An 18958-nucleotide genomic window follows, 5' to 3' on the forward strand; every position below is an offset into this window, starting at 1 on the left:
CGAGCCGAGCCAGGCGACCTATCCGCTCGCTTCATGAGCGACCCAAGTACGTCAGCGATGCCTACGCGTTGGCGAAGTAGTCGCTGTGCTTCTCGATGGCGCCGCAGCCGGCTCCGAGATCGAGGAAGCCGAAGGCCTGGATCGTGGCCGTCTCCTGGCAGAACCGGGACGAGCTACCGACGACCATGGACTTGATCGGCGCGTTGCCGAGGCCTTCGACGACGCTCTTCGGCCACACCATGTAGACGTGGCGGCCGTAGTGCGAGCCGTAGAACGTCGCGTTGGCGACCAGGTTGGGCGCGGTGCCCGTTACCGGCGCAGTCACGCCCGACCCGAAGTCGATCGCGCCTTCACCGCTCAAGCCGCTGGTACCGAGATTCGACGGTGCCTTGAGGTTGGACTGGGCGATGAACGACGACACGCCGTGGCCGATGATGAACTCGGCGTGGCCGCCGGGGTTGGCGTTCAACCACGCCGTAGCCTTGGCCTCGAGTTGGTTGATGTGGTTCTCCTCGATGGCGCCCGTGCCGTCGATGCCCGGACTCAGCGAGTCGCACAACGCCGCAGAGGCAGCGATCGTGTTCTTGTCGACGGGGCTACCGATGAGACCCGGCCAGTCACCCTGCGTCCCCGAACCGTGCTGGATGTCGCACGGGATGACAAGGGTGCCGCGCACCGTCGTGCCGTTGCCGCTGTCGGTGAAGATGGTCTTCAGTTCAGCGTCGGTGAAGTCGGTGAGGACGGTCGTGCCGGGAGTGGCCGCGTACGCGTAGCTGATGGCGTCGCCGCCAACGGCGATGTAGCTAAGGCGGTCGGTGCCCGTCACGACGCTGCCGCTCGAGGAGCGAGCGAAGTCGACGATGCCCGAAGTCGCCTTGTTGTCACACGCAGCGTCACCACCGGTCTCGTGGAACGCCGCGCCGTCAAGGGCGCGGCTGAGCGCGGCGCGACCGTTCGTCGAACCACGCGGACGCTGGAAGGCGTTGAACAGAGCACGCGGGCTGATGCAGGTGAGGTTGGAGTGCTCGGCGGGCGCCAGCGCGTTCCACGACGAGAACTGCAACAAGTTGGTCGTGCCGGTGGTGTGCACCGGGGTGTAGTAGGTGCCGTTGCTTTCACCGCCGAAGGCGTTGAAGACGGCTTCAATCGTGTCGGAACCCACGCCGACCAGTTGGTCGGTGTGCTGGCGCGGGTCCGCTTGAGCGGTGCTGGAAGAGAGCAAAGGCACGGCGAGTGCACCCGTGATGGCGAGTGCAGCCACCTTCGCAGCCTTGCGCTTGAAGGTAGAGGTGAACATGAGTGGTGAGTGATCCCCTTGGGTCGTGAGCACGTACAGACGGCCACGAAGAGATCCCTCCCGCGCCCGCGTTCTGGACTCTGTCAGCCCTCTTTGGCGACGAGGTGGCCCGCAGGTGAACACTTAGGACCAACTCAACGACGCCTTCGCACCTAGCCGAAGCGCCCGTTCACGTAGGCGTTCGTGCGCTCGTCGATGGGGTTGTGGAACATCGCCTCGGTGTCGCCGAACTCGACGATGACGCCCGGTTGTCCGGCCTCGGCGAGGAAGAACGCGCACTGGTCCGAGACGCGATTGGCCTGCTGCATGTTGTGCGTGACGATCACGATCGTGACCTCCGACTTGAGCTCCACGATGGTCTGCTCGATGCGCCGCGTCGACGTCGGGTCGAGGGCCGAGCACGGTTCGTCCATGAGCAGCACCCGGGGCTTGATGGCGAGTGACCGCGCGATGCACAGGCGCTGCTGCTGGCCGCCGGAAAGGCCGCCGCCCGGCTGGCGCAGGCGATCGCGCACCTCGGTCCACAGGCCGGCCTTGGTCAGGCACGTTTCCACCACGTCGTCCTTTTCCGAGGCCGAAATCTTGGTGCCCGTAAGCCGGAACCCGGCGACGACGTTGTCGTAGATCGACATCGCCGGGAACGGATTGGGCTTCTGGAACACCATGCCGATGTGACGGCGGGCATCCGTCAGCTTGCGCGAGGCGTCGTAGATGTCCTCGCCGTCGAGGAGGACCTCGCCCGCCAGCGACGCCGACGGGACCATCTCGTGCATGCGGTTGAGGATGCGCAGGAATGTCGACTTGCCACAGCCTGACGGGCCGATGAGCGCCGTCACCTGCCCCGCCGGCATCACGAGGGAGACACGATCCAGCACGCGGTGATCACCGAACCAGGCGGTGATCGAGCGCGCCTCGAGGGTCGCCAGTTCGCTTGGCGCTGGCGGCGCTGCCGCAACCTCGACCGCGGTCGGTTCGGGTTCGGCAACAACCTCGACGACCGGCGCCGGCATTGGCGCGGGCTCGGGCACGGGCGCGGGCGCGGGCTCAGGCTCGGGTTCCGGGCGGGCGGCGGCGAAGGCGCGTTCGAGGGCCCAGCGGAAGGCGACGACGTCTTCGGGACGCGGCTCCACACCGTGATCCGGGACACCCGGTACCGGCAGGATCGTCCACGCGCCGTTGACGCTGTGCTGCACCGACTCGAGGAAGTCGAAACCCCACGACCAGTCCTTGTCGCCCACGAGCGCGGAGACGCGGCGGTCGGTCACGCGCAGGGTCGCCGGTGCCAGCTGCACGACGTCGGCTTCCGGTGACGACGAGTCGCCCTTGACGAGTTGCACGACGGCGCCGGGGGCGAAGGTGTGCAGGATCCGTTCGTCTGATGTGGTGACGGGAGTTGCGGTTTCGGACATGGGGTCTCCGGGGTTCACAGCAGATTCGGCAGGACACGCGCCAACTCGCCGGCGGTCATCAAACCCACCAGCAGCAGCATCGGAAGAAACACGATCCAGGTCTTGGCGCGATGCCAACGCACCCACGCCACCAGCGCCAGCAGCACGGCTCCGATCAACGCCTGCAGCCACAACACGAGACGCCACAACGAGGAGAGATCGACCGCCATGAGCTTGTCGGCGTCGGGCAATGTCTTGGCGCTCAGAAGCGGACCCTTGCCGCCCAGCCCCGGCACGACGAGGTCGGCGTCGGCGATCACGATCCCGTTGGGGGCGAACTCCGGGCCGTCCGCGGTGACGAGGGCGAGGCGGCCCTGCGTGCCCTTGAGCGCCGACGGCGCCGGATCGCCCGAGCGACGCACGTCGATGACGCGGTATTCGAACACGCCGGCACCGGTCGTCACTTTCACCGGGTCACCCTTCTTCAAGCTCGGGATGCGGGCGAACGGTCCACCGAACGCGGCGCGGCGGCCCATCACCACGCTGATGCCGGCCTGACCGGGCAACGCAGTGTCGCGCCGGTGGCCCGGGCCCTGGAACAGCTGTCCGGCGCTCGTGCCCTCCACGACCACCTGCCGCAAACCAATCGCCGGGATCTGGAGGAAGCTCACCGGCGCACCGACCTTCCCCTTGAGATCCCCAGCGGCGAGCGGCGCGGTGCCGGCGGCGAGGTCGTGGCGCAGCTGGTCGAACTTGCGCTGTTGGGCGGCGCGCGCCTGGAGCGGGCTCACGAACACCAACTCGAGCACGAGGCTGAAGGTCAGCACGCTGACGATGACGAGCGCGGCGCGGACAACCGCGGCCGCGCCGGTGAGCGGCACGACGTCGGGGCGCGCCGTCGACATGTGCGTGGCCTCAGCGCCGCGACGCCGCAGACCCAGCCGCCGCAGCCGGAGCGGCAACGACGGCGAGGTCGAGGTCACCGGCGAATGCCGTGCTTGAGCGGCGCCGGGCGACCGAAGTACACGCCGGCGGCGCCGGACACGAGCAGGAGAAGCCCGAGCACTTCGACGAAGGTCCAGTCCGAACCGGTGCGGGCGAGCGTGACCGTAAAGGACGCGCTCACGCTGCGAGCCGAACCGTCGGGCGCCACACCCGCGACCTCGATGGTGTGGCTACCGGACGGAGCGGTGGAAGGAATGGTGACGGTCGCCTGGACCACACCGGTGCCGCTCGCGGTGACGGTGGCCAGCGTTACCGGGTCCGAGTGGAAGACGATCTGCGCCGTCGAGTTCGGCTTGAAGCCCGTCGCGGTGACGGCGACCTGCCCGCCCGGCGTGCCCGACGACACGCTCAGCGTCTCGGTGCTCGTCGGGCTGCTCGTGGTCGAGGTCGTGCCGCCGGCGACGGTGGTCGTGGTGCCGCTGGCGACCGTGGTCGTGGTCGTACCGCCGGCGACCGTGGTGGTGGTCGTCGGCGCGACGGTCGTGGTGGTCGTCGTGCCGCCCGCGACCGTGGTGGTCGTCGTCGGCGCGACGGTCGTGGTGGTCGTCGGTGCCACCGTCGTCGATGTCGTCGTCGTGGGGGCGACGGTCGTAGTCGTCGTCGGGTGCGTGGTCGTCGTCGTGGGGGCGACGGTCGTCGTCGTCGGGGCCACGGTGGTGCTCGTCGTCGTCGTCGGGGCCACGGTGGTACTCGTCGTCGTCGGCGCACTGGTCGTCGTCGTCGGCGCCACGGTCGTGGTCGTCGTGGCCGGCGTCGACGCCGTCCACGTCACCTGCGCCGGGCTGTCGGCGGCGTCAGCAACGAAGGTCATCTGCGTGTTCCAGAACTTGTCGAGCACGTTCTGGTTGTTGGTGCAGGAGATACCGACGTTGTAGGTGCCCGCGGGAATGTCTCCGGGCGAGTAAACGGCGAAGTCGAAACTCGGGATGTTGATAATCACGCCATCCGTCACATTGGTGGCGGCGTTGACGTACGACTGCTGCGCCCCGGCGATCCACAGCGGCATGCGGAACTCGCCGCCCGAGTTGTAGTGCTGCGGCGATGGCCCCTGGGCGTCGTAAGTCACCGTCGAGGGGTCCACCGTCGAGGGGACCATGTAGCTCTGCACGTGGTAACCACCCGTGGCCGTGTCGCCCGAGCACGCCGCGCCCGAGGGCAACTTGAGCGTGAAGTCGGTCTGGCTTCCACCTGCCGCCAAGGGCTGACCGTTGCTCGGGTTCGTGACCTGAGCGGAGCCGCCGCTGGTGGCCGCGAGGCTGAAGGCGCCGAACAGACCGACGAGCGCGCCGACGGCGCCGACGACGACGCCGACGCGCAGGCGTCGCTTGTGGAGGAGGTTCGTCACTGGAAATGGCTTCCCTTCATCGAGGTAGGTCGAGCAAGCAAGAAGGCGATGCGGCCGCAAATGAGCGCCAGTACGCCGAGGGCCAGGAGCCCGGTGATGTTGTGGCCGGTGCGGCTGAGGGTCCGGTCGCCGACGCTGCTGCCGGCGGGACTCGTCGTGACGGTGGCGCCGCCCGATGGCGCGAGCGTCGTGGTGGTCATAGGCCGCGTCGTCGACGTCGTCCCGCCCCCGGCGACCGTCGTGGTTGTCGTGCCGCCACCACCGCCCGCGACCGTGGTCGACGTCGTGGTCGTACCCCCGCCGCCACCACCACCGGCGACCGTGGTCGACGTCGTCGTCGTGCCGCCGCCGCCCCCGGTTGCCTGGGCCGTCCAGGTCACCTGCGCCGGGCTATCGGCCGCGCTGGTCGTGAACGTCATCTGCGTGTTCCAGAACTTGTCGAGCACGTTGTGACTGTCCGTGCAGGCGATGCCGACGTTGTACGTGCCGGCTGGAATGTCACCGGGCGAGTAAGGCGTGAAGTCGAAGCTCGGGATGTTGATGATGAAACCGTCGTTGAGGTTGGTCGCGGCGTTGACGTAGGGCGACTGCTGCGTGGCGATCCATAACGGCATGCGGAACGAACCACCCGAGCCAAATGCCTGCGGCGACGGACCCTGCGCGTCATAAGTCACCGTCGCCGGGCCGACCGTCGAAGGGACCATGTAGCTCTGGACGTGGTAACCGCCAGTGGCGGTATCACCCGAGCACGCCGCGCCGGAAGGCAACTTGAGCGTGAATTGCGTCGCGCTACCGCCGGAGCCGAGCGGCTGGCCGGCGTTCGGGTCCGAGGGGCTGTTTGGAGACACGACCGTGGAGCCTCCGCCGTCGGTGGCCGCTTGCGCCGCCGACCCGAGGCCGAGCAGCGCCACGACGAACGCAGCGGCGAACGCGCCGGTGGCGAAGCGCGCCGCGGGCAGGGCGACGCGGCGGGAGCGGGGGGCAGGGAGACGCATCAAATGGTGTCTTTCGTGAGTCGTTGCGAACGGAAGAGAAAGGCCAGGCGCACGCCGAGGAGGCCGAGCAGCGCCGCGCCGATACCGAGAGCAAGGCGCGAGGGTGCGCCGATGAAGGGCGGGTTGAACGACGGTTGCCCACCGGGCTTCGCGGCCTCGGCGGCCGCGCGGGCATCGCGACGCTTCGCCGCGGCAGCCGCACTGGCGGCGGACGCTTTCGCGGTGGCGCCGTGACGGGAAACGGTCGTCGCCGTGCCAGCGCTGCTTTTCGCGGCGCCGGCGCTGCCTGCGGCCGTCCACGACAATGGTGCGCCCGCGGTCGCGGCGGCACCCAGGTGGAGCGTGGCCGACCAGTACCGGTCGAGCTGCTTGGGCCCGGCCTCGCCCTTGGTGCAGGCAATGCCGACGAGGTAGTCGCCGGCGGGCACCTGCGCGGGCGGCAGCACAGCGAGATTGAACGCCGGGATGTCGATGATGACGCCCGGGCCGCCAGGGTGCGCGGCGACGTTGGTGGCGCCGTTGACGAAGGGGGCCGTATTGGTCTGGAACAGCGGCTGGCGCAGCGCGGCGCCGAGTCCGTTCGGGATCGGGCCGCCGCCGTCGAAGGTGAGCGTGGCGGGGTCGACGCTCGCGGGCACCATGAAGGACTGCACGCGGTATTCCCCACTCTGGCTGTCGCCGCTGCACGCCGCGCCGTCGGGCAGCTTGAGCGAGAAGTTGGTGCCGGCGTTGCCGGCGTCGAGCGTGGCGCGGCTGCCCGGCGTGCCGTTGCCTTCCGTGACGATCTCGGCCGTGCCACCCGTGGCCGCGGCTGCGCGCGAGGACGGCAACAACAGCAGCGAGCCCGAGGCGGCGAAGGCGAGGAGGAGGATCACCCTCACACCGTCACCTTGGCGTCGCGGTCGGTGGCGTCGGCGTCGACCTTCTTGTCGGGCTTGACGATGACGACGAGGATGAGCACGGCGATGACGCCGAAGACGATGTAGGCCAGATACGAGCTGAGGGCCCGACCCGGCTTCTTCGGCGGGTCCACGACGCGCCAGGCGATGTGGGCCGGCTGGTCGTGCGGATCCGCCGTGATGAGGATGTCGCTCGACCAGTAGCGCGTCGTCTTCGCGAACCTGGTGCAGGCGATCCCGACGTGGTAGCGGCCGGGCTTGAGCAGTCCCGGCTGCTCGCCGAACACGGCGAAGCTCAGCACCGGAATGTCGATGATGCGCCCCGGCCCCCCCTTGGCGCCTGCCTTGTCTGTGAAGGTGTTCCAGTAGGGCAACGTCGCGGGGTCGTACAGCACGAAGCTGTCGTCGGCCTGCGGTTTGAGGTCCTGGAACAGCAACGTGCCGACGTCGACCTTGGCAGGCACGAGGAAGCTCTGCACCCGGTACTGGCCATCCGCGCTGTCGCCTTGGCACGCCGCGCCGCGGGGCACCGCCAAGGAGAACTCGGTCTTGCTGCTGCCGCCCTTGAGCGGCGTGACGAAGTCCGTCCCGACGACGACGGCGCGACCGGCACGCTCGCCGACCGCCGCCACTGCCGGCCCGGCCAGCGTCGCGAGCGCGACCACACCAACCGCGATTGCCACCAGAACGCGCTTCACGACACGTCCCCCGCGCTACGGGGCCGCTTGGTGATCTCGGTCGCGCCCAAGAGCCCGAGCAACGCAATCAAACCGAGCGCCGGCAGCGCAAAGCGGGTGAAGGGCACCGCGACCGCCGGGGTGAGGACGCGCTTGGCTTTGGTCGCGGCCGGGCCGCTGGCGAGCTGCGGGGTCGTGATCGTCGCCGCGTCGGTCCCCGAGCCGAACACCGACGACGCTGCGCTGAAGTCCCCGCCGAACGACGACGACGACTCCGAACCGCTGCCGCCGTCAGAGTTGAGATCACCGTTGACGACGTCGGCCGCGGTGGCGGCGGTGAGTGTCACGATCGTTTTGGCGGCGTTGACGGACTGCGTCTTGAGCATCGCCGGCAGCGGGGCATAACCGGGCGGCAGGTTGCCGAGGTCGAAGCCGGACACCTGGCCGTCGGTCGCGGCGTAGTTGACGAACTGCGAGTAGGCGGATCGCTGTTCGGTCGTGAGGTCGAGCGGCTTGATCGCCGCGTACGTGAGCACCGCCAGCGGGTACGCCCCCGACACCTTGGCCAACGGGTCGGGCTCGAGCACTGATTGCTCGGTCTTGGGTGTCATGCCCCCGACCGCCGCCGCCAGCGCGTCGGTGGTCGGCGAGATGAACGCGCGGTTATCGCCGTCGTCACCAGCGCGGCTCAGGCTCGCCGTCTGAAGGCCAAAATTGGCCGCCGACGCCGCGTCGGTGATGGCGATCATCGTGCGGGCGATTGCCTGCGGCGGCTGGCGTTTCCACACGTCGGCCGGCTGGTCGGCAAAAGGGTTGTCCTCGAGCTTGGCGCCGTCGTCGGCGGCGCGGGTTTCCTTAGCCGCGTCGCGAAACGTTTCGGTGTAGGGCAACCAGTCGGTCCCGCACAGCGCGCTCGGCACGACGTGCTTGGTGCCGACCGGCGGCGACTGGTAACAGTACGGGTCGGCCTTCGGGAAGTTGTCGGGCAACGGATCGCCGAAGGCGACGCCGGTGCTGTTGGCGTCGACCTTGGTGGCGTACACCGGGTTGACCTTCATGCCCCACGGGTCGGGCTTGCCGTCGAGCCAGGCGCGCGCCTCGGGATCGGCCAACACGTAGTCCCACAGCTGCCGCGCCGCGTCGGAGTTCGCCGCCGGCATGATGAAGCCGGAGAAGTTGCGCCGGTTGATGACGAAGTCTTCTTTGAACTCCGGGTTGTACTGGAGGAAGTCAGGGTCCACGCCGAGGTGATCGGGCTGGCCTTTGAGCCAGTCGTACGGCGGGCTTTGCTTGATCTTCACCGACCACAAATAGGACTGGGTGAGCAGTTTCGCGACGAGGCGCGGCGTCAGATTCATCTTGGCGAAGCGCAGGCCGTTCAGTTCCTGTGCGTCCTTGTCGGCGTTGATCGACGGGTTGCGTTCGATGTTGAAACCGACGACGAGGCCACTCAGCGTCAGCGGCGCGTACACGACGGGGTCGTCGGGGTCGAGCAGATCGCCGTCGATTGGACGCGACACCACGACCATCCCCGGCGCTCCCTCCTCGGCGGCCACGAGTTGCCGGCGCGCCGGCTCGTCCGAAAGCCGTGAGTAGCTGAACGGCGGCAGGCCGGGAACGGAACACAGCTTCGGTTCCCAATTCGAGACCGCCGGGAGTGCGAGTTCACTCCCGCCGATCTGGGTCGAGTCACCACCGAGCTGACACGCAGTGTCAATCGGGTTGAACTCGAGCGGAACCGCGATTCGGTTCTTCCACGCACTTGGGGAAAGCGGCGACGTCATCACGCCCCAGAAGTCGGGGTTGTCTTCGTATGGAGTCCCGACGTTCTCGTCGGCAGGCGTCCCACGCGGGACGATCACCATCCAGCACTGCGGCACCTTCTTGGAGCCGTCGGGCAATACCTGACGCTGCTGTCCGCAACCAAGACCCGTGTCCTCGATGCCGGTGTGGACTTCGAACAGCTCGCCGCCCGTGCCGTTGCTCAACGTGCGCGCGCCCGCGATCTCATTCGTTGTCACGGAGTTGAAGAACGGGTTGACCCAGAATGAGCCGCCCTCGACCGCGGGATCGAAGTCGGGGTTGTAACCGACACCAACGGTGGTCCCGTCGACGGCGCGAAACGGCTTCCACAGCGCGCCCGTCGTCGGCTCGACGACTCCGTCCGCCGGGTCGAAGTTGTCCCAGCCGTCGCGCGAGATGATGCGCTGCGCCGCGTAGCTGGCGGGTGGAAAGTTCGGACCCTGCGTGCCGTAAACGGCTTCCTTCGCGCCCTGGGCACACTGCTCGGGCGGTGGACCGGGGTTGGCGGGGTTCGTGCCGTCGTCGTCTCCCCAGCACTCGAAGACCTGGAGGTAGTTCGCCGCGAAGATGCCCGGCTGCTGCTTGGTGCCGGCGCCGCCCGTCCACTTGAGCGATACCGCTTGGTTGACGAGGTCCTTCGTCTGATTGATGGTGACCTTGAGGTTCGAGAACGCGCCGCGGCCGTTCACCGTCACCGCCGACGCCGTGTCGGGCAGCGACGTGTCGATGCCGGCGCTGCCGGTCACGCTCGACGCGTGCGCCGGCGCGGCGGAGATGCCGGCGACGAGCGCGACGGCGGCGACGCCGCGCACGTAGCGGCGAAACTGATCGCGGGTCACGACAGGGTCTTCCGCCGATCGCCCACCAGGCGGCTCCACAACAGCGGCGGCGCGATGACGAGGGCGCAGATGAACAAGCCGATGAGCACGATCAGCGACTGCGCCGCGCTCCAACCCGCGGGCGCCGTCAGCACGACGGGCGACGCCACCGGATCGGCGGCGTTCGCACTGCCGCCAAGCGACCCCGACGCCGTGTTGTCAGCCGCGAGCACCGTCGAACCATCCGCCGCCGTCACCGGTGTGGTCCCGCCGCTGCTCCCGCTCGACGTCGCCGCTTTCGTTGCGCCCCCCTTGCTCGCGGTGGTGCCGGTAGGGCCGCGCTGGCCTTGCCCGCCGCTGGCGGTCGGCTTGACGGCCGTCTTCACCTTCTTCGCGCCGCCGGTGCCGTCGGGGCACTGGTTGGCCCCCTGCTGGTCGCACGCCTGCGGCTGGGGGGCGTGATCGGCCAGCAGGTTGGTGCCGTCGGGCGAGAACGTCGGGTTCTTGCACTTGGTGATGTCGACGTCCTCGACCACGACACCGGGGATCTTCTTGATCTGGTCGAGGCCTTCTTGGGCGAGGTTGATCGGCAGCGGCGAGTAGCCGAGCGACGCCGAGCGCTGCTGCGCTTCGCACATCGCGTAGTACATGAACTTGCCGAGCGTCTTGCCCTTGTCGGCGTTGAACTGCCCGTGCACGGTCGTAGGCAGGATGAAGTACGAGTACGACGAGAGCTGGTAGTTGCGTGGGTCGGTGTCGGTGTAGACGTCGTCGAGGATCTGCGTCAGGTAGTCGGCCGAGTTGGCGTCCTGGTTGATGCGCGCCTTGAGCAGCGACACCGCCACGTTCTCGGGCGTCGGCTCGGTGTAATAGCCGGCGCCGTTCAGCACCTTCGCCACCGGGAAGCCCTGGTTGATGGCGTAGGAGTAGTTGACGTAGCCGATGGCGCCGTCGGCGAAGTTCTGCGACACGTAGGACGCCACGCCCAGGTCGCCGTTCTGGGCGATCATCCCGGTGACGGTCGGGTAGTAGGAGGTGAAGCCGCACGCCGGGGCGCGCCCGGAGCGCTGACAGAAGTCCATCCACACGTCGTTGTGCGTGTGGATCATCCAGTTCGAGAATTGGGCGCTTGAGCCCGAACCGTCGGAGCGCACCACCGGCACGATCGGCCGATCGGGCATCGTGAGCCCCGGGTTGTCAGCCTGGATCGCGGGGTCGTTCCACTTCGTGATCTTTTCCGTGAAGATTTTGGCGACGTTGGTCCCCGACAGGCGCAGGTTCGTCACCCGCTGCCCGTTGATGTGCAGGTTGTACATGAACGACGTACCACCGGCAGTCACCGGTATGTACGCGTAGCTCCCCGGCGCCGGATTCTCGGGCGCCGATCCGTCCTCCGGATGAAACTGGAAGGGGATGTCGGACGCGGCGAAGTCGACGGTGCCGTTGAGCCAGTTCTTGCGGCCCGACGACGAACCGCTCGGGTTGTAGTCGACGGTGATGCCGAACTGCTTCACGTTCACCCGCATGTCGTCGATGGCGTTGGCCGCCCACGACGAGCCCTCGCCCGAGATGCGCACGTAGCTGTCGGCCCGCGCCTGTCCCGGAACCGACGCGAGCGCCACCACCGCGAGCGCCGCCAAGGGGCGGAGACGATTCCAGTTCACGATGCAGCACTCGCCTTTGTTTCGAAGCGTTGGAGGTCGCGCAGCGACTTGCGCGCCAGCGCCCGTCGCTGCCGGTCACTGATCTGGCCCGCCGGTTTCCCGCCGAGGATGCGGGCGGTGACGAAGAGCACCAGCACGAGGATCATCAGCACCGAAGCGGTGGCGTAACCGCGCTCGATGAAGGCCGACTGCGGCGAGCGCACGAACTCGAAGGCCTGCAACGGCAGCGACATCATCGGGCCCTTCACCGGGTTCTTGTTCATGACCGCGGTCACGCCCGAGGTGAGCAGGATCGGCGCCGTCTCGCCGACGCCGCGCGCGACGCCGAGGATCACCGACGTCGTCAGGCCCGAACGCGCCGTGGGCAACACGACGTGCCACACCGTGCGCCACGTCGGTGCACCCAGGGCGGCGGACGCCTCACGCAGGTTGCCGGGCACGAGGCGCAACACGACGTCCGAGGACCGGATGACGATCGGCAGCATCATGATGCTGACGGCGACGGCGGCGGCCAAGCCGCAGCGTTCGAGCCCGAACACCAGAATCAGCGTGGCGAAGATGAACAGGCCGGCGATGATCGACGGCAGCGCCGTCATGGCGTCGACGATGGTGCGCACCGGCGACGACAGCCGACTGCGCGTCTGGGTCAGGAACACGGCGCAGCTCACGCCGAGCGGCACGGTGACCACGAGGGCGATCACCATGATGATGAGGCTGCCGAGCATGGCGTGGGCGATGCCGCCCTTGGTCAGTGGGTCGGTTGGCCGCGTCGTGCTCATGTCCTGCGTGTAGAAGTTCCGCCGGAAGAAGACGTGGCGTCCCTCCCACACGATGAACAGGATCACCGACGCGAGCGCGATCATCGCCACGAGCGCGGCGGTCATCAGCAACACCGCCATCACGCGATCGACCACCGCCGGGCGGCTCTCGGTGAACGACAGCAGCAGCGCGTACACAGCGACGAAGAGCACGTAGGTCACCAGGACAAAGCCGAGCGCGCCCTCGAGCGGGGCCACGCGGCCGAAGATCAGCAGCGACGCGCAGATCGAACTCGCAGCCGCGCCGAGCACGTTGAGCACGCCTTCGCGCGACGTGCCGCGGATGCGCCGGCGCGCCGACGCCAGGTGTTGATCGCCCTCGGTGACGGGGTTGAACGTGCGCCCGACGGGCGGCATCGTCGAGAGGTCGGAAGGGACGCCGCCGAGTTGCGTGGCGCCGGGCAGAACCGTCGTCATGCTTCCGATTCCGCCCCGGAGCGCGAGCGGGCGATGAAGATCGACGCCACGAAGTTGACCCCCAAGGTCATGAGGAACAGGGCGAGGCCAGCGGCGAACAGCGCGGAGAGACCGAAGCCCGACGCGTCGCCGTAGCGGCTGGCGATGAGGCTCGACACCGAGTTCGATCCCGCTTCGAGCAGGTGGAACGTGATGTCAAAGCGAGGCGAGATGATCAGCAGCACTGCGATCGTCTCGCCCAGCGCCCGGCCGAGGCCGAGCATGGTGCCGCCGATGATGCCGCCCTGCCCGAAGGGCAGCGAGACGATGCGGATCATCCCCCACCGCGTCGAGCCCAGCGCCAGCGCGCCTTCGCGCTCGCCCGCGGGCACCTGCGAGAACACTTCGCGCATGACCGAGCACTGGATCGGGATGACCATCATCGCCACGACGACACCGGCGATGAAGGTCGACGCCGTGTAGACGCTCGCGGTGGCGAGCGGGCTGTGGGGCTCCGCGCCCGACACGTGGAAGATCGGAATCCAGCCGAGCCACGCCGACAGCCAGCGGGCGATCGGCACGATCTTGCCTTCGAGGAACTTCAGCCCCCAGAGCCCGTAGACGATGCTCGGCACCGCCGCCATGAGGTCCACCGCGGCGACGAAGATCGACCGCAGTTTTGCCGGGACGATCTCGGTGATGAACAGCGCCGTGCCGAGTGACAACGGAATGGCGACGGCCACCGCGACGACGGCGATCAGAACGGTGAAGGTCAGGACCGACGCGATGCCGAAGTGCTGGCGGTCCGGCTGCCATTCAGACGTCGTGATGAACGAGAAGCCGGTCTTGGCCAGTGCCTTGGTCGCCTGCGCGGTGAGGAATACACCGACGGCGACCATGAGGGCGAGCACCCACACGCCCGAGCCGGTGACACCGCGGCGGAAGATCTTGTCGCCGCGATCGGGACGCGCATCGAGGTTGCGCGCCTCGGTTGCCGGCGGCTCGACGGGTACGGGGATCGTCGTCGCCGTCATCTACGTGGCCCACGCCACGAAGAGGATCAACACGATCACTGCGCCGACGAGGGGCAGCAGCACGTCGGGATGCAGCAGCTGGCGCGGGTCCCACTGCGGGCGCGCCGGACGCCGGGCGAGAGGCGGGGCGGCCGCGGCGACTGGCGCGTCGAGGCTGAACAGCGGCGGGGAGTAGTACCCGACGCCGGGTCCGTTCGCATTCGTCGTGGAGACCACGACCTGCACCGGCGGAGGCGGCGGTGGGAGGATCTCGACGGTCGCCTCGGCTTCCGCCGTGGCCAGCGTCCACTCACCGGTCGCACGATCGAGTCGCCACTTCCGCGGCGCCTGCGGGTCGTCGCCCGCGGGAGAGGAAGCGCCCCGATTCAGCACGGAGTTCAGTCAATCGAAACCGACTGTCCTCCCTCCCAACCCGAAGTGTCGGGAAGGTGAACGAACGCGAACTAAACGGCTTCGAGCTTGTAGCCGAGACCGCGGATCGTGGTGATCCGCGACGGCTTCGCCGGGTCGTCTTCGACCTTGGCGCGCAGGCGCTTGATGTGCACGTCGAGCGTCTTCGTGTCGCCCACGTAGTACGGGCCCCACACGCGGTCGATGATGACCTCGCGGGTGAGCACGCGCCCAACGTTCGACATCAACAGCTCGAGCAACTCGAACTCCTTGAGCGGCAGCGATAGCGACTCGCCCCGCAGCGTGACTTCGTGGCGGGCTGCGTCCAACCGCAGCTCACCGACGGCAAACGCGGTCTCGGGCACCGGCTCTTCCTGCGGCATGCGGCGCAGCGCGGCGCGCATGCGCGCCACCAGCTCGCGCAACCGGAACGGCTTGGTGACGTAATCGTCGGCGCCGACCTCGAGGCCCACGACGGTGTCGATCTCGCTGCCCTTGGCCGTGACCATGATGATCGGCACCCGCGAGCGCGATCGCAGCTCGCGGCACACGTCGAGACCCGACATGCGCGGCAGCATCACGTCGAGCAGCACGAGGTCGGGCTTGACCAACTCGAAGGTCTCGAGCGCCGCGATCCCGTCGCGCGCGGCGTGCACCAGGAACCCCTCGCGCTTGAGGCCGACGACGAGAGCGTCGACGAAGCTGTCCTCGTCTTCGACGATGAGGATCGTGGGTTGTGTGGTTCCGGCCACGTTCACAATGCTACGGGCGAACGTTCACAAACCTGGCCTGCACATGGCCGCTGACGCCGACTGTTTACCTTCGCGTCACCCGACGTTGGGAGGAAGGACTACTCCGCCTCTTCCTCGGGGTAGCCGAGGTCCCACTCGAGGGTGAGGTTCTCGCGCTCGGCATCGCGCACGACGCGCTCGCGGTTACGACGGAACTGCGGGTCGTGCGGCGGGAGCAGCACGAGCCGGGCCATGGCGCGCTGGCGGAACTCCTCGATCAGGGCGCGGTCACCGAAGTCGGATTGGATCTCCCAGTGCGGCATGACGGGGCCGAGATACACGACCCGGACATGGCCGCGGGGAGGTTGCGGGGCGGTTTCTTCGGCGAGCGACATAAGGCGGAAGATTCTACTGGCTCACGCTGCGGCTACCGACGGTCAACGTGCCCGTGCGCTTGTCGCCGCCCCGGTAGTAGGTGAACGACACCTTGGCGCCAGCCTTGCTGGCGCGCACGGCGGCGACGAGGTCGCTGGAGCTCGCCACGTCCTTGCCGTCGAACTTCGTGATCACGTCGCCCACCCGGATGCCGGCGTTCTCGCTGGGCGAGCCGGCGGTGACGTCCTGCACCACGGCGCCGTTGTCGACCGGCACGCCGAGTTGCGCTTTCAGGTCCGGCGTCAGCGAGACGGTGGCCACGCCGATGAAGGGCGAACCCTGGGCTGCACCCGACTTGCCCGAGCGCAGCTGGTCGATCAGCGGCTTGATCGAGTCGATGGCGATGGCGAAGCCGATCGACTCGACCGTGGCGCCGGAGCCGTCGCCGCGGATGACGACGGTGTTCATGCCCACGACCTCACCCTTGGCGTTGAGGAGCGGGCCGCCCGAGTTGCCGGCGTTGATGGCGGCGTCGGTCTGGATCAGGTGGCTCAGGTTCTCCTGCGGATCGTCGATCGAGCGGTTGAGCGCCGAGACGATGCCCTTGGTCACCGTGTTGCCGCCGACGAGGGCGAGGGCGTTGCCGATGGCGATCACGTCGTCGCCCACCTCGAGCTGCGACGAGTTGCCCAGCGTGACGGTCTTGAGGCCGCTGGCGTTGCGCACCTTGATGATGGCGACGTCGTTGACGGGGTCGGCGCCCACGAGGTCGGCCGGGCGCGGCTGCTGCTGGCCGGCGAAGGTCACCGTGATCTTCTGTGCACCCTCGATGACGTGGTTGTTCGTGAGGATCTCGCCGTCCGAGGTCAGCACCATCCCGGTGCCGGCGCCCGTCACCCGTTGCACCGTCGGGCCGAAGAAGCCGTTCTGCTGCACGAAACCGTCGGTCTCGATCGACACGACCGCGGGCTCGGTCTTGGCCAGCACGCCCTGGACGTCGAGGGCCCCGTTGCGCAACTTCAGATTTGTGCCGGGCGCGAATGTCAGCGACGTGCCGTTGCGGCTCGAGCGCGTCGCCAGCGCGACGATGCCGCCGCCGAGCAAGCCGCCGATAAGCGCCACGACCAGCAGCAACGACATGGCGACGCGCGGCGGGGCCACTTTGTCCGATTCGCCCGGACCAGCAGTGGGGAGGGGCTCGAGCGTCGAATCTTGTGGATCGACGGCCAGGACTTCGGTGGGATCTTCAGCCATCTAAAGCTCCGGGCGATACGTAGAAAACATGGGAACCAGGACGAGAATGGCGACGTCTAAGCGGTTACCCGACGAGGAGGTCGCGCAATGGACACTGAGTGGATGAGCATCGGCAAGTGCCGTGAGGTGCATCCTGCCGTGTTTTTCCCGAGTGATGGTGTCGGGGTCGAGATCGCCCGCAAACTGTGCGCCGACTGTCCCGTCAAGGCGCCGTGTCTCGAATACGCCATCGAGAACAAGATCGATCATGGCGTATGGGGCGGCGCCTCCGAGCGCGAGCGCCGTCGCATCATGCGCCAGCGCCGCCTCGATGCGGCGGCTTTGCGCGCCGCCAACTAACAGCACGCTCTCCGAACTCGCTCTGTCCTGCACCGCCTGGCGGTGCAGGACAGAGCGAGTTCGTGTTGTCAGGCCTTGTTTTCGGTCTCGGAGTCGTCCTTGGCGCCTTCTTTGACGCCTTCCTTGAACTCCTTCTGCGCCTGTCCAATCGAACGCGCGAGCTTCGGCAGCCGCGCCGATCCGAACAGGAGAAGGACGACGACAAGGATGATCAGTAGTTCTGGGGCTCCCAGGTTCATGGGTTCACTCGATTCGTTTTGCGCGCCAAGCGGCAACATTCAGGCTACAGCCATGTCCGTATGCAACCAACGCGACGGATTGCGTTCTTTTCCCTATCGGCACCCACATCGTTAGCCTCAACAGCATGTTCCTGGGCGGCGGCGTTTTTCTCTTTTTGGTCGTCCTGTTCGCCGTCGGCTTCGTCCTGCCGATCTACGCCGCGGTGCGGGCGTTCAACAACGCCGACAATGGCTGGGGCATCGGCATCCTCATCGGCATGTTCTTCCCCCTCGTGGGCATCATCCTGGCCGTCGTCTACCTCGGCCAGCAGGGATCACGACCCCGGTACTGACGTGCTCGCCTGCGTGGTGAACGTCAGCGAGGGCCGGCGCACCGATGTGATCGCCGCCCTCGCCGCCGCGGCGGGCGATCACTGCCTCGACGTGCATTCCGACGCCGACCACCACCGCAGCGTGTTCTGGCTTGCCGGCCCGCGGGTCGAAGACGCCGCCCGGGCCTTGGCGACGACGGCCGTGCGCACCCTAGACATCCACGACCACCAGGGAGTTCACCCCCGGATCGGCGTGCTCGACGTCGTACCCTTCGTTCCCGTCGCCCCTCCGTCGACCATGGAGGACGCGCTCGGGGCCCGCAACGCGTTCGCCGCCTGGGCCGGCAGCGAACTGCGGTTGCCCTGCTTTCTCTACGGGCCCGAGCGCACCTTGCCTCAGGTCCGCCGCGGCGCATTCAGGACCCTGCACCCCGACGCCGGACCTCCCGAGCCACACCCGACCGCCGGCGCCGCCGCCGTCGGTGCCCGCGGCCCGCTTGTGGCCTACAACCTGTGGCTGGCGCGTCCCGACATCGAAACGGCGCAGCTCATCGCCCGCGAACTGCGCAGCGAATCCGTGCGCGCGCTCGCCCTGGTCGTGGGTGACCATGTGCAGGTCAGCTGCAATCTGATCGCGCCCACGGTGATCGGCCCGGCCGAGATCTACGACGCGGTGGCGGCTCGCACCGACATTGCGCGGGCAGAACTCGTTGGCCTCATCGGCGCCGACGTTCTGGGACGGATCGATCCGGCGCGCTGGGCGCAACTCGACCTCGGCGAAAATCGCACGCTCGAGGCCCGACTCCCGTAGCCGAGCCCCGGGGGAAGTAGCGGCGACCCGTTAGGACGCGGTGTTCGCCGCGGCCGCGCGGCGGGCGAGGGCGCGTGAGCGACGCACGCGACGGCGCTCGCGCTCGCTCATGCCGCCCCAGATACCGAACTTCTCCCCGTTCGCCAGGGCGAACTCGAGGCACTCCTCACGCACCACGCAGCCCTTGCAGACCTCTTTGGCCTCTCGGGTCGACGCGCCGCGTTCGGGGAAGAACAAGTCGGGGTCGACGCCCATGCAGTTGGCGTACTCCTGCCAACTCCGGTCGTCACCTTCCAAAACACTTACGAGATTCATCGGTCGCTCCCTCCCCGGCATCGCGTGAACTACTTGCACCGATGGAATTACAAG

The 18958-nt window shown here is 68.0% G+C and carries 20 protein-coding genes; 3 read left to right on the forward strand and 17 right to left on the reverse strand.

The window, feature by feature from the left end; all coding sequences use genetic code 11:
* Window positions 1–61: 61 nt before the first annotated feature.
* From VHC63_16850 to VHC63_16920, 15 genes are all read right to left on the reverse strand, one after another.
* A complete protein-coding gene (locus tag VHC63_16850) occupies window positions 62–1261 on the reverse strand; it encodes a hypothetical protein (GenBank protein ID HVV38279.1) in 1200 nt (399 codons plus the stop codon).
* A 188-nt stretch (window positions 1262–1449) separates the two neighbouring features.
* Window positions 1450–2706, reverse strand: a complete 1257-nt coding sequence (locus VHC63_16855) for a phosphate ABC transporter ATP-binding protein (protein HVV38280.1) — start codon at window positions 2704–2706, stop codon at window positions 1450–1452.
* A 14-nt stretch (window positions 2707–2720) separates the two neighbouring features.
* Window positions 2721–3668 carry a class E sortase gene (locus tag VHC63_16860; GenBank protein ID HVV38281.1) on the reverse strand — a complete coding sequence of 316 codons (948 nt, stop codon included), beginning with the start codon at window positions 3666–3668 and terminating at the stop codon, window positions 2721–2723.
* Complete coding sequence (locus tag VHC63_16865) at window positions 3665–5035, reverse strand: hypothetical protein (protein ID HVV38282.1); 1371 nt, start codon at window positions 5033–5035, stop codon at window positions 3665–3667. Before VHC63_16865 ends, VHC63_16860 begins: the two co-directional genes overlap by 4 nt.
* Window positions 5032–6030, reverse strand: coding sequence for a hypothetical protein (locus VHC63_16870; protein ID HVV38283.1), 999 nt, complete (start codon window positions 6028–6030; stop codon window positions 5032–5034). Before VHC63_16870 ends, VHC63_16865 begins: the two co-directional genes overlap by 4 nt.
* On the reverse strand, window positions 6030–6905 hold the full coding sequence (locus VHC63_16875; protein ID HVV38284.1) for a hypothetical protein: 876 nt from the start codon (window positions 6903–6905) through the stop codon (window positions 6030–6032). The genes VHC63_16870 and VHC63_16875 overlap by 1 nt, the downstream gene beginning before the upstream one ends.
* A 2-nt stretch (window positions 6906–6907) precedes the next feature.
* Window positions 6908–7612 (reverse strand): hypothetical protein, encoded by a 705-nt coding sequence (locus VHC63_16880; GenBank protein HVV38285.1) that lies wholly within the window; start codon window positions 7610–7612, stop codon window positions 6908–6910.
* A gap of 11 nt (window positions 7613–7623) precedes the next feature.
* Window positions 7624–10248, reverse strand: a complete 2625-nt coding sequence (locus VHC63_16885) for a hypothetical protein (protein HVV38286.1) — start codon at window positions 10246–10248, stop codon at window positions 7624–7626.
* The gene (locus VHC63_16890; GenBank protein ID HVV38287.1) at window positions 10245–11891 is read right to left on the reverse strand and encodes a phosphate ABC transporter substrate-binding protein PstS; all 1647 of its coding nucleotides are present in this window, start codon (window positions 11889–11891) and stop codon (window positions 10245–10247) included. The genes VHC63_16885 and VHC63_16890 overlap by 4 nt, the downstream gene beginning before the upstream one ends.
* Complete coding sequence (pstA, locus tag VHC63_16895) at window positions 11888–13126, reverse strand: phosphate ABC transporter permease PstA (GenBank protein ID HVV38288.1); 1239 nt, start codon at window positions 13124–13126, stop codon at window positions 11888–11890. Before pstA ends, VHC63_16890 begins: the two co-directional genes overlap by 4 nt.
* Window positions 13123–14139 carry a phosphate ABC transporter permease subunit PstC gene (gene pstC, locus VHC63_16900; protein ID HVV38289.1) on the reverse strand — a complete coding sequence of 339 codons (1017 nt, stop codon included), beginning with the start codon at window positions 14137–14139 and terminating at the stop codon, window positions 13123–13125. The genes pstA and pstC overlap by 4 nt, the downstream gene beginning before the upstream one ends.
* Window positions 14140–14511: a hypothetical protein gene (locus VHC63_16905; GenBank protein HVV38290.1), complete on the reverse strand. Its 372-nt coding sequence runs from the start codon at window positions 14509–14511 to the stop codon at window positions 14140–14142.
* Window positions 14512–14582: 71 nt separating this feature from the next.
* The gene (locus VHC63_16910) at window positions 14583–15281 is read right to left on the reverse strand and encodes a response regulator transcription factor (protein HVV38291.1); all 699 of its coding nucleotides are present in this window, start codon (window positions 15279–15281) and stop codon (window positions 14583–14585) included.
* A gap of 98 nt (window positions 15282–15379) precedes the next feature.
* On the reverse strand, window positions 15380–15655 hold the full coding sequence (locus tag VHC63_16915; protein ID HVV38292.1) for a hypothetical protein: 276 nt from the start codon (window positions 15653–15655) through the stop codon (window positions 15380–15382).
* A gap of 13 nt (window positions 15656–15668) precedes the next feature.
* On the reverse strand, window positions 15669–16889 hold the full coding sequence (locus VHC63_16920; GenBank protein HVV38293.1) for a trypsin-like peptidase domain-containing protein: 1221 nt from the start codon (window positions 16887–16889) through the stop codon (window positions 15669–15671).
* An 87-nt stretch (window positions 16890–16976) separates the two neighbouring features.
* On the opposite strand from VHC63_16920, the gene VHC63_16925 reads away from it, so the two are divergent.
* A complete protein-coding gene (locus tag VHC63_16925; GenBank protein ID HVV38294.1) occupies window positions 16977–17228 on the forward strand; it encodes a WhiB family transcriptional regulator in 252 nt (83 codons plus the stop codon).
* 68 nt (window positions 17229–17296) lie between these two features.
* Here VHC63_16925 and tatA read toward each other — a convergent pair whose 3' ends face one another.
* Window positions 17297–17506 carry a twin-arginine translocase TatA/TatE family subunit gene (tatA, locus tag VHC63_16930; protein ID HVV38295.1) on the reverse strand — a complete coding sequence of 70 codons (210 nt, stop codon included), beginning with the start codon at window positions 17504–17506 and terminating at the stop codon, window positions 17297–17299.
* Between the two features lie 86 nt (window positions 17507–17592).
* Between tatA and VHC63_16935 the strand changes: the two genes are divergently transcribed.
* Window positions 17593–17799: a hypothetical protein gene (locus VHC63_16935; GenBank protein HVV38296.1), complete on the forward strand. Its 207-nt coding sequence runs from the start codon at window positions 17593–17595 to the stop codon at window positions 17797–17799.
* Between the two features lie 13 nt (window positions 17800–17812).
* The gene (locus VHC63_16940) at window positions 17813–18589 is read left to right on the forward strand and encodes a hypothetical protein (protein HVV38297.1); all 777 of its coding nucleotides are present in this window, start codon (window positions 17813–17815) and stop codon (window positions 18587–18589) included.
* 30 nt (window positions 18590–18619) lie between these two features.
* Here VHC63_16940 and VHC63_16945 read toward each other — a convergent pair whose 3' ends face one another.
* Window positions 18620–18904 carry a WhiB family transcriptional regulator gene (locus tag VHC63_16945; GenBank protein ID HVV38298.1) on the reverse strand — a complete coding sequence of 95 codons (285 nt, stop codon included), beginning with the start codon at window positions 18902–18904 and terminating at the stop codon, window positions 18620–18622.
* Window positions 18905–18958: the final 54 nt, after the last annotated feature.

It is taken from the genome of Acidimicrobiales bacterium, assembly GCA_035546775.1.
Taxonomy (GTDB): domain Bacteria; phylum Actinomycetota; class Acidimicrobiia; order Acidimicrobiales; family JACCXE01; genus JACCXE01.